The following is a 17235-nucleotide window of genomic DNA, read 5'->3' as shown; positions in this document are numbered from 1 at the left end:
GCGCGGACTCGACGGTCAAGCCGGTCGACGTCACCCCTCAAGGCTGATCCGGAAAGTACCCCACCATCCGTCTGGCGATCAGCAGATAACGGGCAACGAGTTCGTCGGGACCGAGACGTCCCTGTGGCCGGTACCAGGTGGACACCCCCACACACATGGTGGTGACCGCCCGGCCGGCGTCCTCTGGATTGGGGCAGCGGAAGTCACCCGACTCGACGCCGTCCATCACGAGCCTGTCGACCATCCGCTGCTGCCTGTCGCGCAGTTGGATGTAATCGGTGCGAAACGACGGATCCAGGCTGCGGATCTCGGTGGAGCCCACAAACGCCTGGGCCCGCCGATACATGTGGAACCGCAGCAATGACTCCACCACGGCGTCGTAGCGTTCGAGCGGCGTCGGTCCGGCTTCGGCAAGCGCCGCCTCGGAACGGCCGAGCAGATCACTCATCGTGAGCTCGAGCAAACCCTTGAGAAGCGACTGCTTCGACGGATAGTGGTGATAGAGCCCCGGCACACTCAGGCCTGCGCGTGCGGCGATGTCGCGTACCGAGGTGCCGTGATATCCGTGTTCGGCAAAGGCCGACAGCGCTGCCGCGAGCGGCGCAGGCAGATCTTCCTGGCCGTATTCGCGCCAACTGTCGCCGCCGTGGTCTCGCGGCGTCGGCTCGGGCACGGTGTTCATGTCATCAACCTACTGTGCCGCTCCATCACGCTCACGCGAATACGGGTCGGTCGATGGGCGTTTCGCCGCGGAAGGCCTTCCGATGCCGCCGCGCCGCCGCCTGCCCGACGTCGCCGCAGGGCTCCGATCACGCGTCACCGCGACGTATCCGGCAGGCTGGGGATCATGCGAACGACGCCAGGCCCACCCACCGATCCGTCGTCGACGATCCCGGCCTCACCGGGTGACCGGCCGGGGATCAGCAGGTCCCTGGTGGTCTTGTTCGCCATCACGTGCGGCGTCTCGGTGTCGTCGCTCTACGTCCTGCAACCGGTACTCGAGGAGATCCGCCAGGACTTCGATGTCTCCACGTCGACTGCCGCTCTGGTGGTGACCGCCGCTCAACTCGGGTATGCGGCCGGGCTGCTGTTCTTGGTCCCGCTGGGCGATCTGCTGAACCGGAAGTTGTTGGCGCCCAGCATGATGGTCGCATCAGCGGTTGCCCTGTTGCTCTCGGGACTGGCTCCAGGTTTCGGGACCCTCTTCGTCGCATCGATCCTGGCCGGCGTGTGTGCGGCCACCGCCCAGATCGTGTTGCCGTGGTCCTCGTCCCTTGCGGTGCCGTCAGATCGCGGGCGCGTGGTCGGCATGGTGATGAGCGGGCTGTTGCTGGGCATCCTGCTGGCCCGCGTCGTCAGCGGGCTCATCGCCGAATTCGGGGGCTGGCGATCGGTGTTGTTCACGGGGTCCGCCCTGATGGTCGTGCTGGCCGTGGTGGTCTACGTCTCGGTGCCACCCGACGCGCCCCGTCCCCGGCAACCCTATGGCCAACTGCTGATCTCGGTGGCCCGGATCGTCCGTGCCGAGACGATGCTCCGGCAACGGATGCTGCTCGGGTTTCTCACGATGTTCGGGTTCAGCGCCATGTGGACCTCGATCGCGTTCCTCCTCTCGGGTAGTCGGGGCGAGCACTTCTCCTACTCGGAGGCTGCCATCGGCCTGTTCGGTCTTGCCGGGGTCGCCGGCGCCGCGGCGGCTCCGCTGTTCGGAAAGCTCGCCGACCGTGGGCATCTGCGGATGGCGAGCACGGCCGCCTGGGTTGTCACCATCATCGGCTGGTTGTCGCTCGCGTGGCCCGGAACACCGTTGGCAGCACTGGTGATCGGCCTCGTGGTGTTCGACTTCGGGGTTCAGGCTTCGCAGTTGGCGAATCAGTCCGCGATCTATTCGCTGGCGTCGGAGGAGCGCAGCCGCGTGACCACGGCGTACATGGTCACGTACTTCGCAGGCGCGGTGGCGGGTTCGGTCTCATCGGGCTACGCATACGGCGCCGGTGGCTGGATTGCCGTGTGCCTGAGCGGTATCGGTGTAGCTGTGGCCGGTCTGCTCGCGTGGCTGGTCTTCGACCGCTGGAACGAACGCCGCGCCGGTCAATCGGTGCGCTGAGCGTTCTCGGGCAACAGTTCGTAGATCGCACCGAACATCATCGTCACGCACAGTTCGATCAATTCGTCGGTGGGGCAATCGATTCGGCCGTCGATCCACGCGTTGAGCACTTGCCCGAGTCCGCCGACGTAGAAGTGGGCTGCTCCTTGGGTGGTCGCGTCGTCGAATTGGGATCCCGAGGTCTGGATGGTCAGCGCCGCGAACATCATGGCGGCGTCCATCCGTTTGGTGGCCAGGGTTCCGCTGAGCAGTGTTTGCGAGAACAGCACCCGGCCCTTGCGCCGATCGGTGTCGATGAGCCGAACGATGGCGCCCACCGCGGAACGGATCTGCTCGCGCGGAGACTGCCCGCCGGATGTCACCGCGGTCTGGGCGGCCTCGGCTATGTCGAAGACGACGGCGTCGTACGTGGTGCCCACCAACTGGTCCACGTCTTCGAAGCTCTCGTAGAAGTATCTCGCGGTCAGTCCGGCCTGCCGGCACACCCCGCGAACGCTGATCGCCACCCCGTCGGCCGAGCCGAGGATCTCGAGCGCAGCTTCGATCAGCGCTGCCCGGCGACGTTTGACCCGGTCAGCTCCATTCTCGCCGCCATATGGGCGCAAAGGATCTGCCATGGACCTCATCTTTCCACCTTCGGTTAACGACGATTGACTTTCGGTCCGATCGCCGCTTCAATACGAAAGAGATAACGGTTGTTATCAGAAGCAACCTTGGAGGCCGACAATGACGTCTGGAACCGTTGACGGAACGGCTGCCCTGTCCATCGACATGCCGCAGCCCATCCGCACCCGAAATCGCGCAGAGACCGACAGCGCACCGGGCGACCTGCTGGACATGCCGGGCATCTCGGCTCTCGCCGGGGCCGCCAACGTGATCATGCAACTTGCACTCCCTGCGGTCGGATACGGCGTCGCAGAGAGCAAGGTCGACACCGGCAACCTGTTCAAGCACCCCATCAAGCGGGGCCGCACCACACTGTCGTACCTCGCGGTCGCGGTGAACGGCACCCCGGAAGACCGCAAGGCGTACCGCAAAGCCGTCGGCCACTCACACGCGCAGGTGCGGTCCACCGAGTCGAGCCCGGTCGAGTACAACGCCTTTGATCCCCGCCTGCAGTTGTGGGTTGCCGCCTGCCTGTACAAGGGCTGGGAAGACATGCAGATTCTCTACGGCGACCCATCGGCGATCACCGAAGAGGCATACCAGCAGGGCGCTCTCATGGGCACCACGCTGCAGATGCCGCGCGAGATGTGGCCGGCCACACGCGCCGACTTCCAGGAGTACTGGGATGGCACCGTCGCGCAGCTCGAGATCGACGACACCATCCGGGAACTGCTGATCAGCATCGCCAAGTTCGAGTTCCTGCCCAAGCCGGTGTCCATGCTGATCGGCGACTTCGGCCTGTTCCTCACCGCCGGGTTCCTGCCACCCGAGTTCCGCGAGAAGATGGGCCTCGAGTGGACGCCGCGGCAACAACAACTCTTCGACCTGCACAATCGCATCGTCCGCTCCGTTGTGACGCGACTACCCGAACCGATGCGCGCATTCCCGTTCAACGCCTACCTGTGGGACGTCCGGCGCCGGATCCGGACCGGTCGAAAACTCATTTAGTCGAGTCGTACCTTCTTCAACACCGCCGGCGACAGGTCGGCGGTGTTGGTGTTCCCGGACAGTCCCAGCGTCAGGTCGAGCTCGGCGATGATGTTGGCGACCACATCTCGCGCACCTGCCGATCCGGCCAGCGCGAGTCCGTACATGTGCGGACGGCCGATACAGACCGCGTCCGCACCCAGAGCCAACGCCTTGAAGACGTCGGCGCCGCCGCGGATGCCCGAATCCAGCAAGATCTTCGCCTTGCCGTCAACTGCGGCCACCACGTCGGTGAGCGCTTCGACTGAGCCGATGGATCCGTCTATCTGCCTGCCGCCATGGTTGGAGACCAGGATGCCGTCCACCCCGGCATCGACGGCTTGCCGTGCGTCGTCGGGGTGCAGGATCCCTTTCAAGACGATCGGCAGCGACGTCCGCTCGCGCAGCCCGGCGATGTCCGTCCAGTTGAGCGAGGGACGCGAGTAGGTCTCCAGGAAGGTCTGTACAGACTCCCTGGGCACAGGCGAGCGAAGGTTGGCCAGCACGCTGCCGGGGGTGTTCTTCGCCATCGACACCAGGGACTTAACCGCGCCGACCGTCACCTGGGGTTTGGGACCGGGTACGGCCGCAGCGATACGAGCTCGCACCATGTCGATGAAGCGGGGATCAGAGGTGTACTGGTCGATGCCCAACCCTTGTGCGAACGGCAGCGAACCCAGGTTCAGGTCCTGCGGCCGCCATCCCAGCATGGTGGTGTCGAGCGTGACCACGATGGCCGCCGCACCGCATTTCTCGGCGCGCTGCAGGAAGCTGTCCACCAGCTGTTCGTCGCTCGACCAGTACAGCTGATACCAGCGGGGCGCCCCCGGCGACACCTCGTCCATTGCCGCGGCAGTGCTCTCCATCGGCGCACTGGCCTGGCTGGAGAAGATGTACGGGACACCGAGTTCGGCGGCGGCCCGGCCGATGTGGACGTCGGCCTGCGGAAAGACCAGGCCGCCCGCACCCACCGGGGAGAACAGGATCGGTGCCGGCAACTGCTGCCCGAACAGCTCGGTGGACAGACTCCGTACCGAGACGTCGCGCAGCATCCTGGGGACGATCGCCCAGCTGTCGAGGGCGCGGCGGTTGGCCCGCATGGTGCTGCCATCACCCGCCCCGCCAGCGACATACGCCCACGCCTTGGCGGACATCTTGCGCTTGGCAGCGCGTTCCAGATCGTCGAAATTGGTGGGTACCTTCGGCTTTCGACCGAAGACGCCGTCGGTGTAGATCTGGTTCTGTCGAGCCCGGCCGGAAAGATCGGACGCCGGTCGCTTGTTGCTGCTCATCGGCCCACCGTAGCGGGCCAGATGAGCGACGATGGTGACTTGAGTTGCCTCACATTCGGCAGCCGACGGAACAGCACGGTCACCCTCGGCTGTTGACGAGGGAGACCGCAACAATTCTCGACGAGGAGATACATGACCAACGGCACCCGCATCGTCCTGGCAGAGCGCCCACACGGCGAACCCAAGGATTCCGACTTCCGATTCGAAGAGTTCGATCTCGCCGAACCGGGGCCGGGCGAGGTGGCGCTGGAAACCCTGTATCTGTCGCTGGATCCCTACATGCGTGGCCGGATGAGTGCGGCCAAGTCGTACGCCCCACCGGTCGAGATCGGCGACACCATGGTGGGCGCCACGGTCTCGCGCGTCCTCACCTCGACCGTCGACGACTTCGCGCCGGGCGACGTGGTGCTCGGGTACGCCGGCTGGCGCACCCACTCGATCGAGCAGGCGAAATACCTACGCAAACTCGATCCAGAGGCCATCTCACCATCTACCGCGCTCGGCGTTCTCGGTATGCCCGGCTTCACCGCATACGCCGGGCTGCTGACCATCGGAAAGCCGCAGCCGGGAGAGACGGTGGTGGTGGCCGCAGCTGCCGGCCCGGTCGGGTCAGCGGTCGGGCAGATCGCCAAGCTCAAGGGCGCCCGTGCGGTCGGGATCGCCGGCGGACCAGACAAGGTGGCCTACCTCAAGGACGAGCTCGGCTTCGACGCAGCCATCGACCACCGTGCCGACGACTTCAAAGACCAGCTCGCGGCCGCGACCCCCGATGGCATCGACGTGTACTTCGAGAACGTGGGCGGCGCGGTCTTCAACGCGGTGCTTCCCCGGATGAACCTGTACGGACGCATTCCCGTGTGTGGCCTGGTTGCCAACTACAACCTGACGTCGGCCCCGGAAGGCCCGGACCGGTCCGGTGCGTTGATGGGCGCCGTCCTCACCCAGAGCCTGACCATCCGCGGGTTCATCCAGACCGAGTTCGCAGCCGAGCAGATGCCTAGCTTCCTCGAGGAGGCCACACAGTGGGTGGCCGATGGGTCACTGAAGTACCGCGAAGACATCACCGACGGCTTGGACAACGTCCCCGAAGCATTCCGTGGCCTGCTCAGTGGTCGCAACTTCGGCAAGGCTCTGGTTCGAGTAGCCGAGTGAGAGTCGGACTCGAACAGCCCTATCGGTGATGACCTCTGATTTAAGGTCGGTCATGACCAGACTGCAGATCGTCGTGCTGCTCTTCCCGAACGTCACGCAGCTGGACATGACCGGCCCCGCCCAGGTCTTCTCGCACTTCCCCGACACCGACGTGCACTTGGCGTGGCACGACCTCGAACCGGTGACCACCGATTGTGGTTGGAGCATCGTTCCGACCGTCACCCTTGACCAGGCGCCGCAGGCCGACCTGCTGTTCGTCCCCGGTGGGCGGGGAGCGTTCGAGTTGTTCGAAGATGCTGTTGCGCTTGACTTCCTACGCACACAGGCTGCCGGCGCTCGATGGGTGACCTCGGTGTGCACCGGCTCGTTCACCCTCGCGGCAGCCGGCCTGCTCTCGGGAAAGAGGGCGACGAGCCACTGGGCGTCGATGTCCATGCTCAGCGAGTTCGGATGCGAACCCGTCGGTGAGCGAGTTGTCCAGGACGGCAACGTGATCACCGGCGCCGGCGTCACCTCCGGCATGGACTTCGCCTTGACCGTCGCTGCAACCATTTTCGGCGAGGATGTGGCACGCCGCATCCAGCTGATGATCGAGTACGACCCGGCACCGCCTTTCGACGCGGGCTCGCCGAATACTGCTGACCCAGCTTTTGTCGACGCCATGAAACAGAAGATGCAGGCCGATCGTCTGCCGTTGATCGCGAAGGTGCTTGGGCGCGAGTCGCTTTGATATACCGAGATGCCGACGGTGAGGTTCATCCAAACGGATGACTATCGAATGTGTGTTCGACTGATCTAGACTGATACCACGCTGATCGTCCGCAAGACCTGACTCTGAGATACGTGTGACTACGCCACCATTGTGATCGGCTGTCCCAATGTTGTTGTCCCAGTGTTGTTGTCTCGGAGGGGGTCTGATGATGCGTGTTGTGGATTTGGTTGATGAGGTCATCGGCGTGGTGTTTCCTGATGATGCGGCCGGTGCGCTGGGTGTGGTGAGGGATTTGATCACGTTGCGTAATGCCGCCGACTTCCAGTTAGCGGTGGGTGCAGCGCTCATCGACCGGATGGGGTTGGCCAAACGGTCCGGATCGACGACGTCGAAGTTGCTGCAGGAGAATGGTGCCGCCCCGGCGACGGCGACGCGATGGCTGCGTGTCGGGACCGGACTGGCAGGTTTGGATCGCACGGCCGGTTACGGTCGGGACGGGTTCTTGTCCGTTGAGCATGTTGATGCGTTGGTCACTGGTATGAACCACGTCAGCGGTCGCTCCGGTTCCGCGATGACCGAACAGTTCAGGTCTGACATCGAGCGAAAGCTTCTGGCTGCCGCGATCTCCGGTGCCCCGCCGGCGGAGATCAGCACGATCGCCAGGGCAGTCGGTAACGACGTGGCGGGAGTAACTGGCGGTTTGCCGGCAGCCGAAGACACCTCACTGAACCGAGTCGACTACGGGGTCACCAGCGACGGCCGATTGGCAGGCAAGTTTGATGTGGATGCGGTGACCGGGGAAAAGATGATGTCCGCGCTCGACGTGTGGTCCAGGCCGCGCCCCGAACCGGACGGGAGCGCAGATACCCGCACACCGTCGCAACGACGGGCTGATGCGCTGCATCAACTGCTTGATTGTGGTGGTGGGCAGGGTTTCGTGTCGGCACCGAAAACAGAAGTGATGGTGACTGTTCCGGCTGATCATCCCGACCGAGCCGTGTTGCGGTGGATGGGTCCGGTCACCGAAGCAACCGCGGCAGCAGCTGCGTGTGATGCAGTGATCACCTCGATCACCCTGGACGGGCAGCAGGTGCCAATCGACCTGAGCCCACCCAAGCGTTTGTTCACCGGGCCAGTTCGTAAAGCGATCCTGATTCGCGATACCTGCTGCATCAAATGCGGGGCACCAGCGACCTGGTCAGACTGCCACCACATCGTCCACTGGGCCAACGGCGGACCCACCACCCTCGCCAATGGATGCCTGCTGTGCCGCACCTGCCATCGGGCCGTGCACCACACCGACTGGGACATCACCATGGGCACCGACGGACATCCCTGGCTCATCCCACCCGCCGACATCGACCCCACCCGACAACCACTACCGGCCTACTACCGCCGAACCCTCACCCACGCAGCCTGACTCACCGTTCACTGCAGCGCGCACCTTCGTTCAACTGCAAGACGAATGACGACTTACAGACCGCTCCACCCGGCCTCACTCGGCACAGCCGAGAACGCGCAGGCACATTGACAACTCCATAGTGTGAGGGCTTCACCCTCAGGAACGTAGCGGAGCTCGCGGTGTCACTCGCTCCTGTCGCGCAGTTCGTCGGTGACCCAGCCGACGTAGCGGTCAGCCGAAAATTGGACGATCGCAGGACCGTTCGACTCGATCACCTGTCCGCCGAATCCTCCGTAGATCCGGTCGAACGGCAACGCCATAACCGTCGCCTCGATCTTCCGGACCAGGCGCGGGGGCAGCGGGATCAGATTGGGGTAGCTGCGCATGAACGAGACGCAGCGCCTGTCCGCGCCGACCATGAGGGTGTCACCGACGAAGATCGCTCCCCTGGCGTTGCCGCCATCCGGCCACAGCAGCACAGAGCTGCCAGGGAAGTGGCCGCCGCATTGCACCAGTTCGATGCCGCCGAACACGGGTTGACGATGGGTCCAGAACCGTATGACGTCGTCGGGGCGGGTCAGTGAGGTCGCGTCGGCCTGGTTGAAATAAACAGGCACCGAATCGAACTCGTGGCTCAGTGAAACACTGGCTCCCACCAGGTGAGGGTGGCTGGACGCAATCGCCGAAATGCCTCCGTGGGACCCGATGAGCCGGACCAACGACTCATCGATGTACCCAGGCGGTTCCCACAGCAGGTTTCCAGCCGCCGTTCGGATCAGGAAGGTTCGTTGCCCGATACCCACTTGCGGATCCAGAGTGATGGCAAGCAGATCTGGCTCCACCTCGCTGCAGTCGATGGTTCGCTCATCGAGGTCGGCCGGCCGAGCCCACTGCTGACCGTCCGGCGGGACGAACTCACGTTCATCGGCACAGATCAGACACTCCGCAGGCGGATCAACAGCGGGCGCATACTCGTTGGCGCAGTTGACACAGAACCAAGGGCCTCCGGATGTGGTGCGCGCGGACAAATCAGGAATCTCCGGGCTTGTCGAACTGAGCGCGCTTGTAGTCGCCGAACGGTTCGTCGCGCTCGCGCACCGCCTCGCGGAATCCGACCGTTGCCGAACGCATCTGGAATGCGTATCCCTCGCGAGTGTGTCTGGAGATGCCGTCGAAGATAGTGCTGACCATCGTCGAATTGGCAACACCCTGCGACAGCAGCGAACTGTTCATCGCCAACTTGGCCATGATGAGCTGGTTGATCGGCATCCGCGAGATCCGTTCCAGCAGATCCTCGGTGCGCTCGTCAAGGCGGTCCGCCTCCGGCGCCTCGATTGCCAGTCCCCACTCGGCAGCCTGTTTTCCGCTTAAACAGTCACCGGTGAACAAAAGCCGTTTGGCCCGTTGATCTCCGAGTCGGTGCGCCCACATCCCCGCCGCAGGAATTCCCCAGACGCGGGTCGGTGGGTAGCCGATCTTGGTGTCGTCGGCGCAGATGATCTGGTCGGCATACAGCGCGATGTCGGTTCCGCCGGCAACCGCAAATCCGTGGAGTTTCGCCACCGTCGGTTTGTTGGCATGCAGGAGACTGGCGAAACCCCGGTTGAATCGACTCATCATTGCGTAGTCGACCATGGGGTCCCATGTGCCATGAGGATTGTGGTTGCGCGCCTGCACAATCGGATCGAGTACGGTCCCGGCAGCCGCGTCCGGACCGTCTGACGGATTCCCGCCGTTCTCCGCGAAGATCGACAGGTCGTAACCACCACAGAAACCCTTGCCACGTCCGGACACCACCATCACGTGCACTCGTGGGTCAAGGTCGGCGCGCTCGACGGCAGCAGCCAATTCGACCGGGGTGTCGGCCGTGATGGCGTTACCCCGCTCGGGCCGGTTGAAGGTGATCCGGGCGATGCGGTCGGTGACCTCGTAGGTGAGGGTCCGATACTCGGTGTCCGGTTCGGTTCGTTCCCGTCCGGCGAACAGGGAATCCGCGCCCTCTGCAAGGCCTTCACGCCACGCGGCCGGCCGGGTACCGGAGTGGTCATCGTCAGCCATCAGCCATCGCCTCCCTCATGGGCACAGTCCACGTGTGCGTGGAACCACCGCCAGTATGGGCGATGACAACTCATCGACGACGCTCTTTGCACACCTTGAAACCAGGATGGGGGCCGATTGACCAAAGCTCCATCACACCGTCAGAACCGGCTTCACAACGGAACCCGACCTCGCTGCCTGCCACGCGCTGTCGAAGTCACTGAAAGCGTAGGGCGTGATCAGCTTTTCGAGTGGTAGGTCTCCGCGCGAGTACAGATCGACGAGTTCGGGGATGAAGGTCTGCGGCACGCTGTCGCCCTCGACGATGCCCCGGATCGACAGCCCTCTTCCCATCACGAGTCCGACGGGGAGCTCAGCCGTCCGAGCACCCAGGCCGACGATGCCCAACTGGCCTCGCGTACGCAGCGCTGACACGGCGTCGGCGAGGACGGCGGGGATGGCGGTGGTGTCGAGGGCGTGGCCGACACCGCCGGCGGAGTGTTCCACCACCGCCTCCACCACGGCGGATTCGGTGGGGTCGATGACATGTGTGGCACCTAGATCCATTGCCAGTGAACGTCTCTCGGCGATCGGATCCACTGCGATGATCGTGCGGCAACCGGCAATCCTTGCCCCCATCACCGCAGACAGACCGACGGCACCTGCCCCGAACACCGCGATCGAGTCGCCGATGCCCGGCCGCAGGGCATTGAGCACCGCACCGACTCCGGTTTGCACACTGCACCCCAGCGGAGCTGCTGTGGCGGCATCGATCTGATCGCCGATCGAGACCGTGTTTCGTTGTGTTGCAATCGCATACGTCGAGAAACTCGACTGGCCGAAGAAGCCACCGACAACCGGGCCATTCGATCCGCTCGAGGCCCCCGACCAGCTCAAGGCGCCGGACCCGTCCGCACGGTCACCGCGCATGTTCAAGGTGGTCGATCGGTCGCAGTAAGCAGGACGACCGGCCGCACATTGCGAACAGACTCCACAACTGTTGAACGTCAGCACAACACGCTGCCCGACGGCAACAGTGGCACCCGGCCCCACCGCTTCGACCACGCCGCAGCCTTCGTGCCCGAACACGATCGGCATCCGCTTCGCCGGCCATCGGGCAGCCAGGGATATGTCGGTATGGCAGATACCGACAGCACCGATCTTGATCAGCACCTCGTCGCCAACCGGCTCACGGACCTCGATGTCGGCGAGCACCGGGGCACCGCCTGCCTCAGTGAGTACCGCAGCTCGACTCGCGACCATGTCCGCCCTCCACTCGACCGATGAAACCGGATGGCACAACGCCCGACCGGCACCGCCATCTGACACTGACTGTAGTCACTTCCATCTGCGACCACCCGATCATTCGCGGGTGTCGCGGGGGCCGAACTCCTCTGGCACGCCGCCCCTCGATGCAGCGGGATCGTCGATGCCCGACTCGGCGGAACCGGACTCGGCCACGCGTGCGCTGTCGGACTCGTCCTGATCGAGTGCGTCAAGCGCGGCCCGCAGCGCATCGCTTGTGGCACCCGCCGCCAATGCAAAGGGTTCGAGGACAACGTCCGCACCGGCCGAGCGCAGTTGTTCGGCATCGTGGCGGGTGTGCGCGGTGACCACCGTGCGACCGGCGTACTTCGCCTGCCGAAGGTTGTGCAGCAGAGTCCTACTCGTGTCGATCACCGGGATGGTGCTGATGACGTACCGCGTCTGCGCGAGCGGCAATGATTCGAGGAAGTGGACGTCCTCGGCACTGCCGAAGACTGCCGGCTGTCCGCGGTTGTTGTGGTGCGCGACGCGCTGGGGATCGAAGTCGACCACGAGCACCTTGTGTCCCGACTCGCTCAGGTGCTCGGCGACGTGGGTACCGAACCGGCCCAGTCCGTAGACGATCGTGTCGATCTCGGGCGTGATGTCGGCTGCCTCGGGACGCAGCTTCTCGGTCCGTTCGAACACCGCCACCCAGCGCTCCAGGCGGTCGAAGATCGCACTCCAGTACAGGATCAGGTAGGTGGAACAGCCGATGGTGATGAGCCCGACGACCGTGATGAGACTGACTGTGGCGCCATCGATGTGGCCGAGACCGAACCCCAGAGCGGCGAGTATCAGTGAGAACTCGGAGATCTGCGCGAGGGTGGCACCGGTGGCAAATCCCACGCGCACCGGGTAGCGCATCACCGCCATGATCAACATGACGATGATCGGCTTTCCGATCAGGACGAATGCCGAGAACACCAGCGCTTCGACCACTTGCCCACCGGCATCTGCGAACTCGAGTCGTGCTCCGAGGTCGAGAAAGAAGAACAGCAGCAGAAAGTCCCGCAAACTGACCAGCCGTGCACCCATCGCGTCGCGATACGGCGTTGCGGCCAGGGAGATGCCCGCGATGAAGGCACCGACCTCGGAGCTGAAACCGAGCCACTCGGTCAGCGCTGCGACACCCACGGCATAGGCGACCCCGAACAGCACCAGCAACTCTTGAGATCGCGCGATGTGACCGAGCAACCACGGCAACACGTACCGCATCATGAGGCCGACGCCCACCAAGAGCGCAATGCCCTTGGCCACCACCAGCACCACGCTGAGCCCGATGTTGGTGTCGCCGCTGCCGTGCCCGACGGCGGTCAGCACGATCATCACAAGCACCACGACGATGTCCTGCACGATCAGGACACCGAGTGCGATCCGGCCGTGGAGCTGCTCGATCTCGTGTTTGTCCGAGAGTAGCTTCACCACGATGATCGTGGACGAGAACGTCAGCGCCACAGCCACATAGAGCGCGGAGGTGGCGTCCATCCCGAACGCGATGGCACCGCCGTATCCGATGACCGCTGTCAAGATCACCTGGCCCAGCCCGGTGATGAGCGCTATCGGCCCGGTGTTGCGGATCAGGTGGAGGTCGAGCCGCAAGCCGACCAGGAACAGCAGTACCGCGATGCCCAGCCGAGCCAGCAGCTCGATGGTCCCATCGGCGACAACCCATCCCGTGCCGACCGGGCCGACGAGCACGCCGACGCCGATGAAAGCCACGATCATCGGCTGGCGCAACCGGGTGGCGACAAGCCCCACGATCGCGGCCATGAGCAACACCAGCGCGATCATCGAGAAGGGCTCGAGGCCGCTGTCGGCACCGAGATCAGCAGAGGTCGCCACCAGGCTGGTCACCAGCGCGCCGCCCGTGTGCCAGGCGCCCGCGCGTGGCCGCCACGTGCATTGACGCAAACTGGCACGGTGCGGGGCATATCGGAATTGTCGCTGTCGGCGCGAGGTCCCACAAGGCCAGAGCCCACGTGTCGGATCAGTCGGGCCGGCTCAGCTCGTCCGGTTGATTACCCAGCGGTCATTCGCGCTCGAGGTAAAAGTAGAAGTGGCGGTCACGGACCAGCGACGTCTTGCCGTTCATGATGCCCATGACGTGGGTGTCGTCGACCTTCTTGAAGTGGTCGATGACCGGCTGGCCGTCGTAGACCATCGACGCGGTGGTCTCGCCGCGGAACTGCACATCCCACAGGCTGGCCTCACCCTTGCCGAGTTCCTGATTCGAGTACAGGTTGCCTTCGTCGTCGCGGCACACCAGCGGTTTGACGTCGTAGATCGAGTTGAATGTCTTGCCGTGCCAGCGCGCCAGCTCGAGCTGACCGTCCATCTTGTGCCCGCTCGGCAGCTCGCCCCCGGACCAGGCGCCGATCATGAAGTCGCGCCCGATCGGGTCCAACGCGGCCCAGAGTTCATCCAGATGGGCGGGTTCGCTGACCGCCTGGCTTTCCTTGAGCTCGAAGAACGTGGCCACGGCCTTGTCGTTGTCCATCCAGACCTCACTGCTCGGGGATTCTGCGCACAAGAGTAGTCAGAAAGGGGCGGCCGACCAACCCGCTTGGTGGATCTGCTTCACAGCGCGCTCACGATGAGACCCACCGCGAGTGACCCCATGACGACGGCCACCAGCACGTCGAGCAGTCGCCATGCCCGGGGTTTGGCGAACAGTGGCGCCAGCTTTCCCGAGCCGAACCCCAGCGCGGCGAACCACAGGAGAGACGCCGCGCAGGCACCGGCAGCGAACACCCATTTCGATTGCGGGCCATGGGTGTTGGCGATTGCGCCGAGGGTGATGACCGTATCGAGGTAGACATGGGGATTGAGCCAGGTCAGCGCGACCGCTGTGCCGACGGCCGCCCATCTGCTCGTCGCGGCCACCGCGTTGCCTGCGTCGATCGCCGCCGGCCGCATCGCCCGGCGGGCGGCCAGCGCCGCCAGCACCAGGAGGTAGCCGGCACCGGCGAAGGTGGCGAGGTCGACCACCTGCGGGTGCGCGGTGACCACTGCGCCCAGACCGATGACGCCGGCGAGGATGAGGACGATGTCGGATGCGGTGCACACGGCGACGACCGGCAGGACGTGCTCGCGCCGAATACCTTGCCGCAGGACGAACACGTTCTGTGCACCGATGGCGATGATCAGACCCGCCCCGGTCAGGAGGCCGGCAACCGCCGGGAAGAAGTAGGACACCAGGCCACGCTAAGTCGGTCCGTCCATTCAATCCAGCGAATGATTTTCATGGAGCATTAGACTGACTTAAGTGGACATCACAAGCGAAGGGCTGCGCACGCTCGCAGCTGTGGTCCAAGGGGGCACGTTCGACGCCGCGGCCGACGCTCTGCACATCACACCGTCCGCAGTGAGCCAGCGGATGAAAGCCCTGGAGGCGTCGGTCGGGCGGGTCCTGGTGCAACGCACCAAACCGGCACGCGCCACCCCGGACGGTGAGGTTCTGCTGCGACTCGCGGCGCAATGGGACCTTCTCCGGCGCGAAGCCGAATCCGCTCTGCTCGGCCATCCCGAGGCGCTCGCGGCCGATCCCCGAGATGTCCCCCGCATGCATCTGCCGGTTGCCGCGAACGCGGACTCGATCTCGATCTGGCTGCTACCGGTGGTTGCCGAGATACAGCGGCGCCATCCCGTCGCGGTGGAGGTGCTCAGGGACGACGAAAGTCACTCCACCGGATTCCTGCGGTCGGGACAAGCGGTGGGGGCGGTGACCTCCGATCCCATTCCCGTGCGCGGCTGCGCCGCGATTGCTCTCGGCGCCATGCGTTATCTCCCGGTGGCCAGCACCGACTTCATCGAAACATGGCTTCCAGACGGGCTGCGCGCGGCAGACCTGGCGCGTGCGCCGATGGTCGCGTTCGACCGCAAGGACACCATTCAGACGGACCTGCTCAACCGATTGACCCGGCGTCACGTCGACCCCCCGATCACCTATGTCCCCGCATCGGTGGAATACCACCGAGCCGTCGAACTCGGGGCCGGATGGGGAGCGGTCCCCGCCGCGCAGATCACCCCGGCGCTGGCGGCGGGAACGGTTCGCACCCTGGGCAATCACCACGTCGACATCCAGTTGTACTGGCAGTACTGGAAACTGGAGTCACCGATCGTCAACGACCTCACCGAACTCGTCGTGGCCGGCGCGAAGCAGTTCCTGATCTGACACGCCTGCCTTCACCTCCACGGCGGGGATTGCTTCGGCCGTGGTGACCACCTCGACAGTGGCCGGCCCGTCGCGCAGCGGATTCGCGATCTCGTCGTGTTGCAGGCGGGCGACGAAGAACGCGACGGCGGCCACGGGAACGGGAGCGATGCCCGCGATGACAAAAGTGGTTGTCAGGCCGATCCATTCACTCACCGGTGCCGCGATCGCCATCGACACGGGCATCAGCGCGATGGACACGAAGAAGTCGAGACTCGAGACCCGTCCCAGCATGTGCGGCGGGACCCGGCGCTGTAGCAGGGTGCCCCAGATGACCATGGGTCCGTCGAACGCGAAACCGAGCACCAGGCCCGCAAGGACGAACACCCACACCTCGGTGGCCATGCCCATCACGACCAACGGCAACGACGACAGACCCCAGACCACGAACATCACCGTCAGATACCGGCGCGGCATCGGCATGGACGCCATCACCAGGGAGCCGACCGCTCCCCCGATTCCGAAGGCCGCCAACACCATTGCGTGTGAACCCGCATCGCCGCCGGCGCGTTCCTTGACCGCGAACGGCACCAGCACCTCCAGCGGTCCCATCACCATCAACACCATCAGCAAGGCGAACAGCAGTGTTGCCAAAAGCCAAGGGGTACGCCACATGTACACAAATCCCTCGGCGATGTCGGTGACCGTTCCGCGGACCAGTTCTGCGCGCGGCCTGGGCTCTTGCCTGGCCGGCGTCGGCCGCATCAGGAGGTAGAACACCGCCGACAATGCCGAGGCGACCGCGGACGCGGTGATCGCTAGGGCCGGCGACGACAGCGCGATCAGACCGCCGGCCACTGCCGGGCCTGCTGCCTGAAAGATCGTGGGACGCAACGTACCCTCGATGCCGTTGGCCGCCATGAGCTCCTCGCGCGGCACCAACGACGGCAGCAGTGCCGAATAGGTCGGGTAGTAGATGCCCGTCGTGATCCCGCCGATGAGCGAGACCAGCGGCAACTGCCACATCTGCAGCGTGCCGGTGAAGCCGAGCACGCCCACGAGGCCGATCACGATCAGTTTCACGACCTCGAGGGCGATCAGGATGGTGCGCTGCGACATCCGGTCGGCCAGCACTCCCCCGAGCAACGTCGAGGCCACCATGCCGACCGCAGCCACGGCGGTGACCAACGACAGCTGCCCTGGGCCGCCGCCGAGGTCGATGACCTGCCACACCACGCCGACAGTCCAGATGCCGTCGGCGAACATCGCCAGCACCAGGCCCATGCACAACAACCGGTACTGCTGATGCCGGAAGGGCTTCAGCGCACGGGGCAGTGACGTCGGTGTGGACACCGGTCAACTGTGCCCGATCCAGCGGCGCCCGTGCCAGCCGATTTCCCGTCGGCATGCTCCGGGCACCTTGGGCACAAAAAGAACCCG

Annotated in this window: 16 protein-coding genes; 6 read left to right on the top strand and 10 right to left on the bottom strand. The window is 64.8% G+C overall.

The features are described 5' to 3' along the window. Nucleotides 1-37: 37 nt before the first annotated feature. A complete protein-coding gene (locus tag WIMU1_RS09450) occupies nt 38-682 on the bottom strand; it encodes a TetR/AcrR family transcriptional regulator (protein ID WP_023954281.1) in 645 nt (214 codons plus the stop codon). A 165-nt stretch (nt 683-847) separates the two neighbouring features. Between WIMU1_RS09450 and WIMU1_RS09445 the strand changes: the two genes are divergently transcribed. Next, complete coding sequence (locus WIMU1_RS09445) at nt 848-2107, top strand: MFS transporter (protein WP_084248125.1); 1260 nt, start codon at nt 848-850, stop codon at nt 2105-2107. Here the strand turns inward: WIMU1_RS09445 and WIMU1_RS09440 are convergent. Next, nucleotides 2092-2724, bottom strand: a complete 633-nt coding sequence (locus WIMU1_RS09440; protein WP_062796687.1) for a TetR/AcrR family transcriptional regulator — start codon at nt 2722-2724, stop codon at nt 2092-2094. The genes WIMU1_RS09445 and WIMU1_RS09440 overlap by 16 nt on opposite strands. 109 nt (nt 2725-2833) lie before the next feature. On the opposite strand from WIMU1_RS09440, the gene WIMU1_RS09435 reads away from it, so the two are divergent. After that, nucleotides 2834-3721: an oxygenase MpaB family protein gene (locus WIMU1_RS09435; RefSeq protein ID WP_030175285.1), complete on the top strand. Its 888-nt coding sequence runs from the start codon at nt 2834-2836 to the stop codon at nt 3719-3721. On the opposite strand, the gene WIMU1_RS09430 is transcribed toward WIMU1_RS09435, so the two are convergent. Next, nucleotides 3718-5031, bottom strand: a complete 1314-nt coding sequence (locus WIMU1_RS09430; RefSeq protein ID WP_062797531.1) for an alpha-hydroxy-acid oxidizing protein — start codon at nt 5029-5031, stop codon at nt 3718-3720. The two genes, WIMU1_RS09435 and WIMU1_RS09430, sit on opposite strands and share 4 nt — an antisense overlap. Before the next feature lie 132 nt (nt 5032-5163). Between WIMU1_RS09430 and curA the strand changes: the two genes are divergently transcribed. The 3 genes from curA to WIMU1_RS09415 all read left to right on the top strand — a co-directional run bounded on the left by curA (nt 5164) and on the right by WIMU1_RS09415 (nt 8315). Continuing rightward, a complete protein-coding gene (curA, locus tag WIMU1_RS09425) occupies nt 5164-6183 on the top strand; it encodes an NADPH-dependent curcumin/dihydrocurcumin reductase (RefSeq protein WP_062796685.1) in 1020 nt (339 codons plus the stop codon). Between the two features lie 52 nt (nt 6184-6235). Next, nucleotides 6236-6913 carry a DJ-1/PfpI family protein gene (locus tag WIMU1_RS09420; RefSeq protein ID WP_062796683.1) on the top strand — a complete coding sequence of 226 codons (678 nt, stop codon included), beginning with the start codon at nt 6236-6238 and terminating at the stop codon, nt 6911-6913. Between the two features lie 190 nt (nt 6914-7103). Beyond that, a complete protein-coding gene (locus WIMU1_RS09415; RefSeq protein ID WP_062797529.1) occupies nt 7104-8315 on the top strand; it encodes an HNH endonuclease in 1212 nt (403 codons plus the stop codon). Nucleotides 8316-8479: 164 nt separating this feature from the next. On the opposite strand, the gene WIMU1_RS09410 is transcribed toward WIMU1_RS09415, so the two are convergent. The 6 genes from WIMU1_RS09410 to WIMU1_RS09385 all read right to left on the bottom strand — a co-directional run bounded on the left by WIMU1_RS09410 (nt 8480) and on the right by WIMU1_RS09385 (nt 14840). After that, the gene (locus tag WIMU1_RS09410; protein WP_062796681.1) at nt 8480-9325 is read right to left on the bottom strand and encodes an MBL fold metallo-hydrolase; all 846 of its coding nucleotides are present in this window, start codon (nt 9323-9325) and stop codon (nt 8480-8482) included. 1 nt (nt 9326) lies between these two features. Beyond that, the gene (locus tag WIMU1_RS09405; protein ID WP_120802604.1) at nt 9327-10358 is read right to left on the bottom strand and encodes a crotonase/enoyl-CoA hydratase family protein; all 1032 of its coding nucleotides are present in this window, start codon (nt 10356-10358) and stop codon (nt 9327-9329) included. Nucleotides 10359-10487: 129 nt separating this feature from the next. Next, nucleotides 10488-11597: an NAD(P)-dependent alcohol dehydrogenase gene (locus tag WIMU1_RS09400; protein WP_062796677.1), complete on the bottom strand. Its 1110-nt coding sequence runs from the start codon at nt 11595-11597 to the stop codon at nt 10488-10490. A 99-nt stretch (nt 11598-11696) separates the two neighbouring features. Next, nucleotides 11697-13496: a cation:proton antiporter gene (locus tag WIMU1_RS09395; RefSeq protein ID WP_307714554.1), complete on the bottom strand. Its 1800-nt coding sequence runs from the start codon at nt 13494-13496 to the stop codon at nt 11697-11699. A 175-nt stretch (nt 13497-13671) separates the two neighbouring features. Further along, the gene (locus WIMU1_RS09390; RefSeq protein ID WP_062796674.1) at nt 13672-14139 is read right to left on the bottom strand and encodes a DUF4334 domain-containing protein; all 468 of its coding nucleotides are present in this window, start codon (nt 14137-14139) and stop codon (nt 13672-13674) included. An 80-nt stretch (nt 14140-14219) separates the two neighbouring features. Continuing rightward, a complete protein-coding gene (locus WIMU1_RS09385; RefSeq protein WP_062796672.1) occupies nt 14220-14840 on the bottom strand; it encodes a LysE/ArgO family amino acid transporter in 621 nt (206 codons plus the stop codon). A 67-nt stretch (nt 14841-14907) separates the two neighbouring features. On the opposite strand from WIMU1_RS09385, the gene WIMU1_RS09380 reads away from it, so the two are divergent. Then, nucleotides 14908-15816, top strand: coding sequence for a LysR family transcriptional regulator ArgP (locus WIMU1_RS09380; RefSeq protein ID WP_062796670.1), 909 nt, complete (start codon nt 14908-14910; stop codon nt 15814-15816). Here WIMU1_RS09380 and WIMU1_RS09375 read toward each other — a convergent pair. After that, nucleotides 15754-17148 (bottom strand): MFS transporter, encoded by a 1395-nt coding sequence (locus WIMU1_RS09375; protein WP_062796668.1) that lies wholly within the window; start codon nt 17146-17148, stop codon nt 15754-15756. The two genes, WIMU1_RS09380 and WIMU1_RS09375, sit on opposite strands and share 63 nt — an antisense overlap. Nucleotides 17149-17235: the final 87 nt, after the last annotated feature.

Origin of the sequence: Williamsia muralis NBRC 105860 (genome assembly GCF_001598915.1) — a bacterium.
Lineage (GTDB): Bacteria > Actinomycetota > Actinomycetes > Mycobacteriales > Mycobacteriaceae > Williamsia > Williamsia muralis.
The sequence above is the reverse complement of the archived record's forward strand: the minus strand, read 5'-3'. Positions and strand labels throughout refer to the sequence as shown.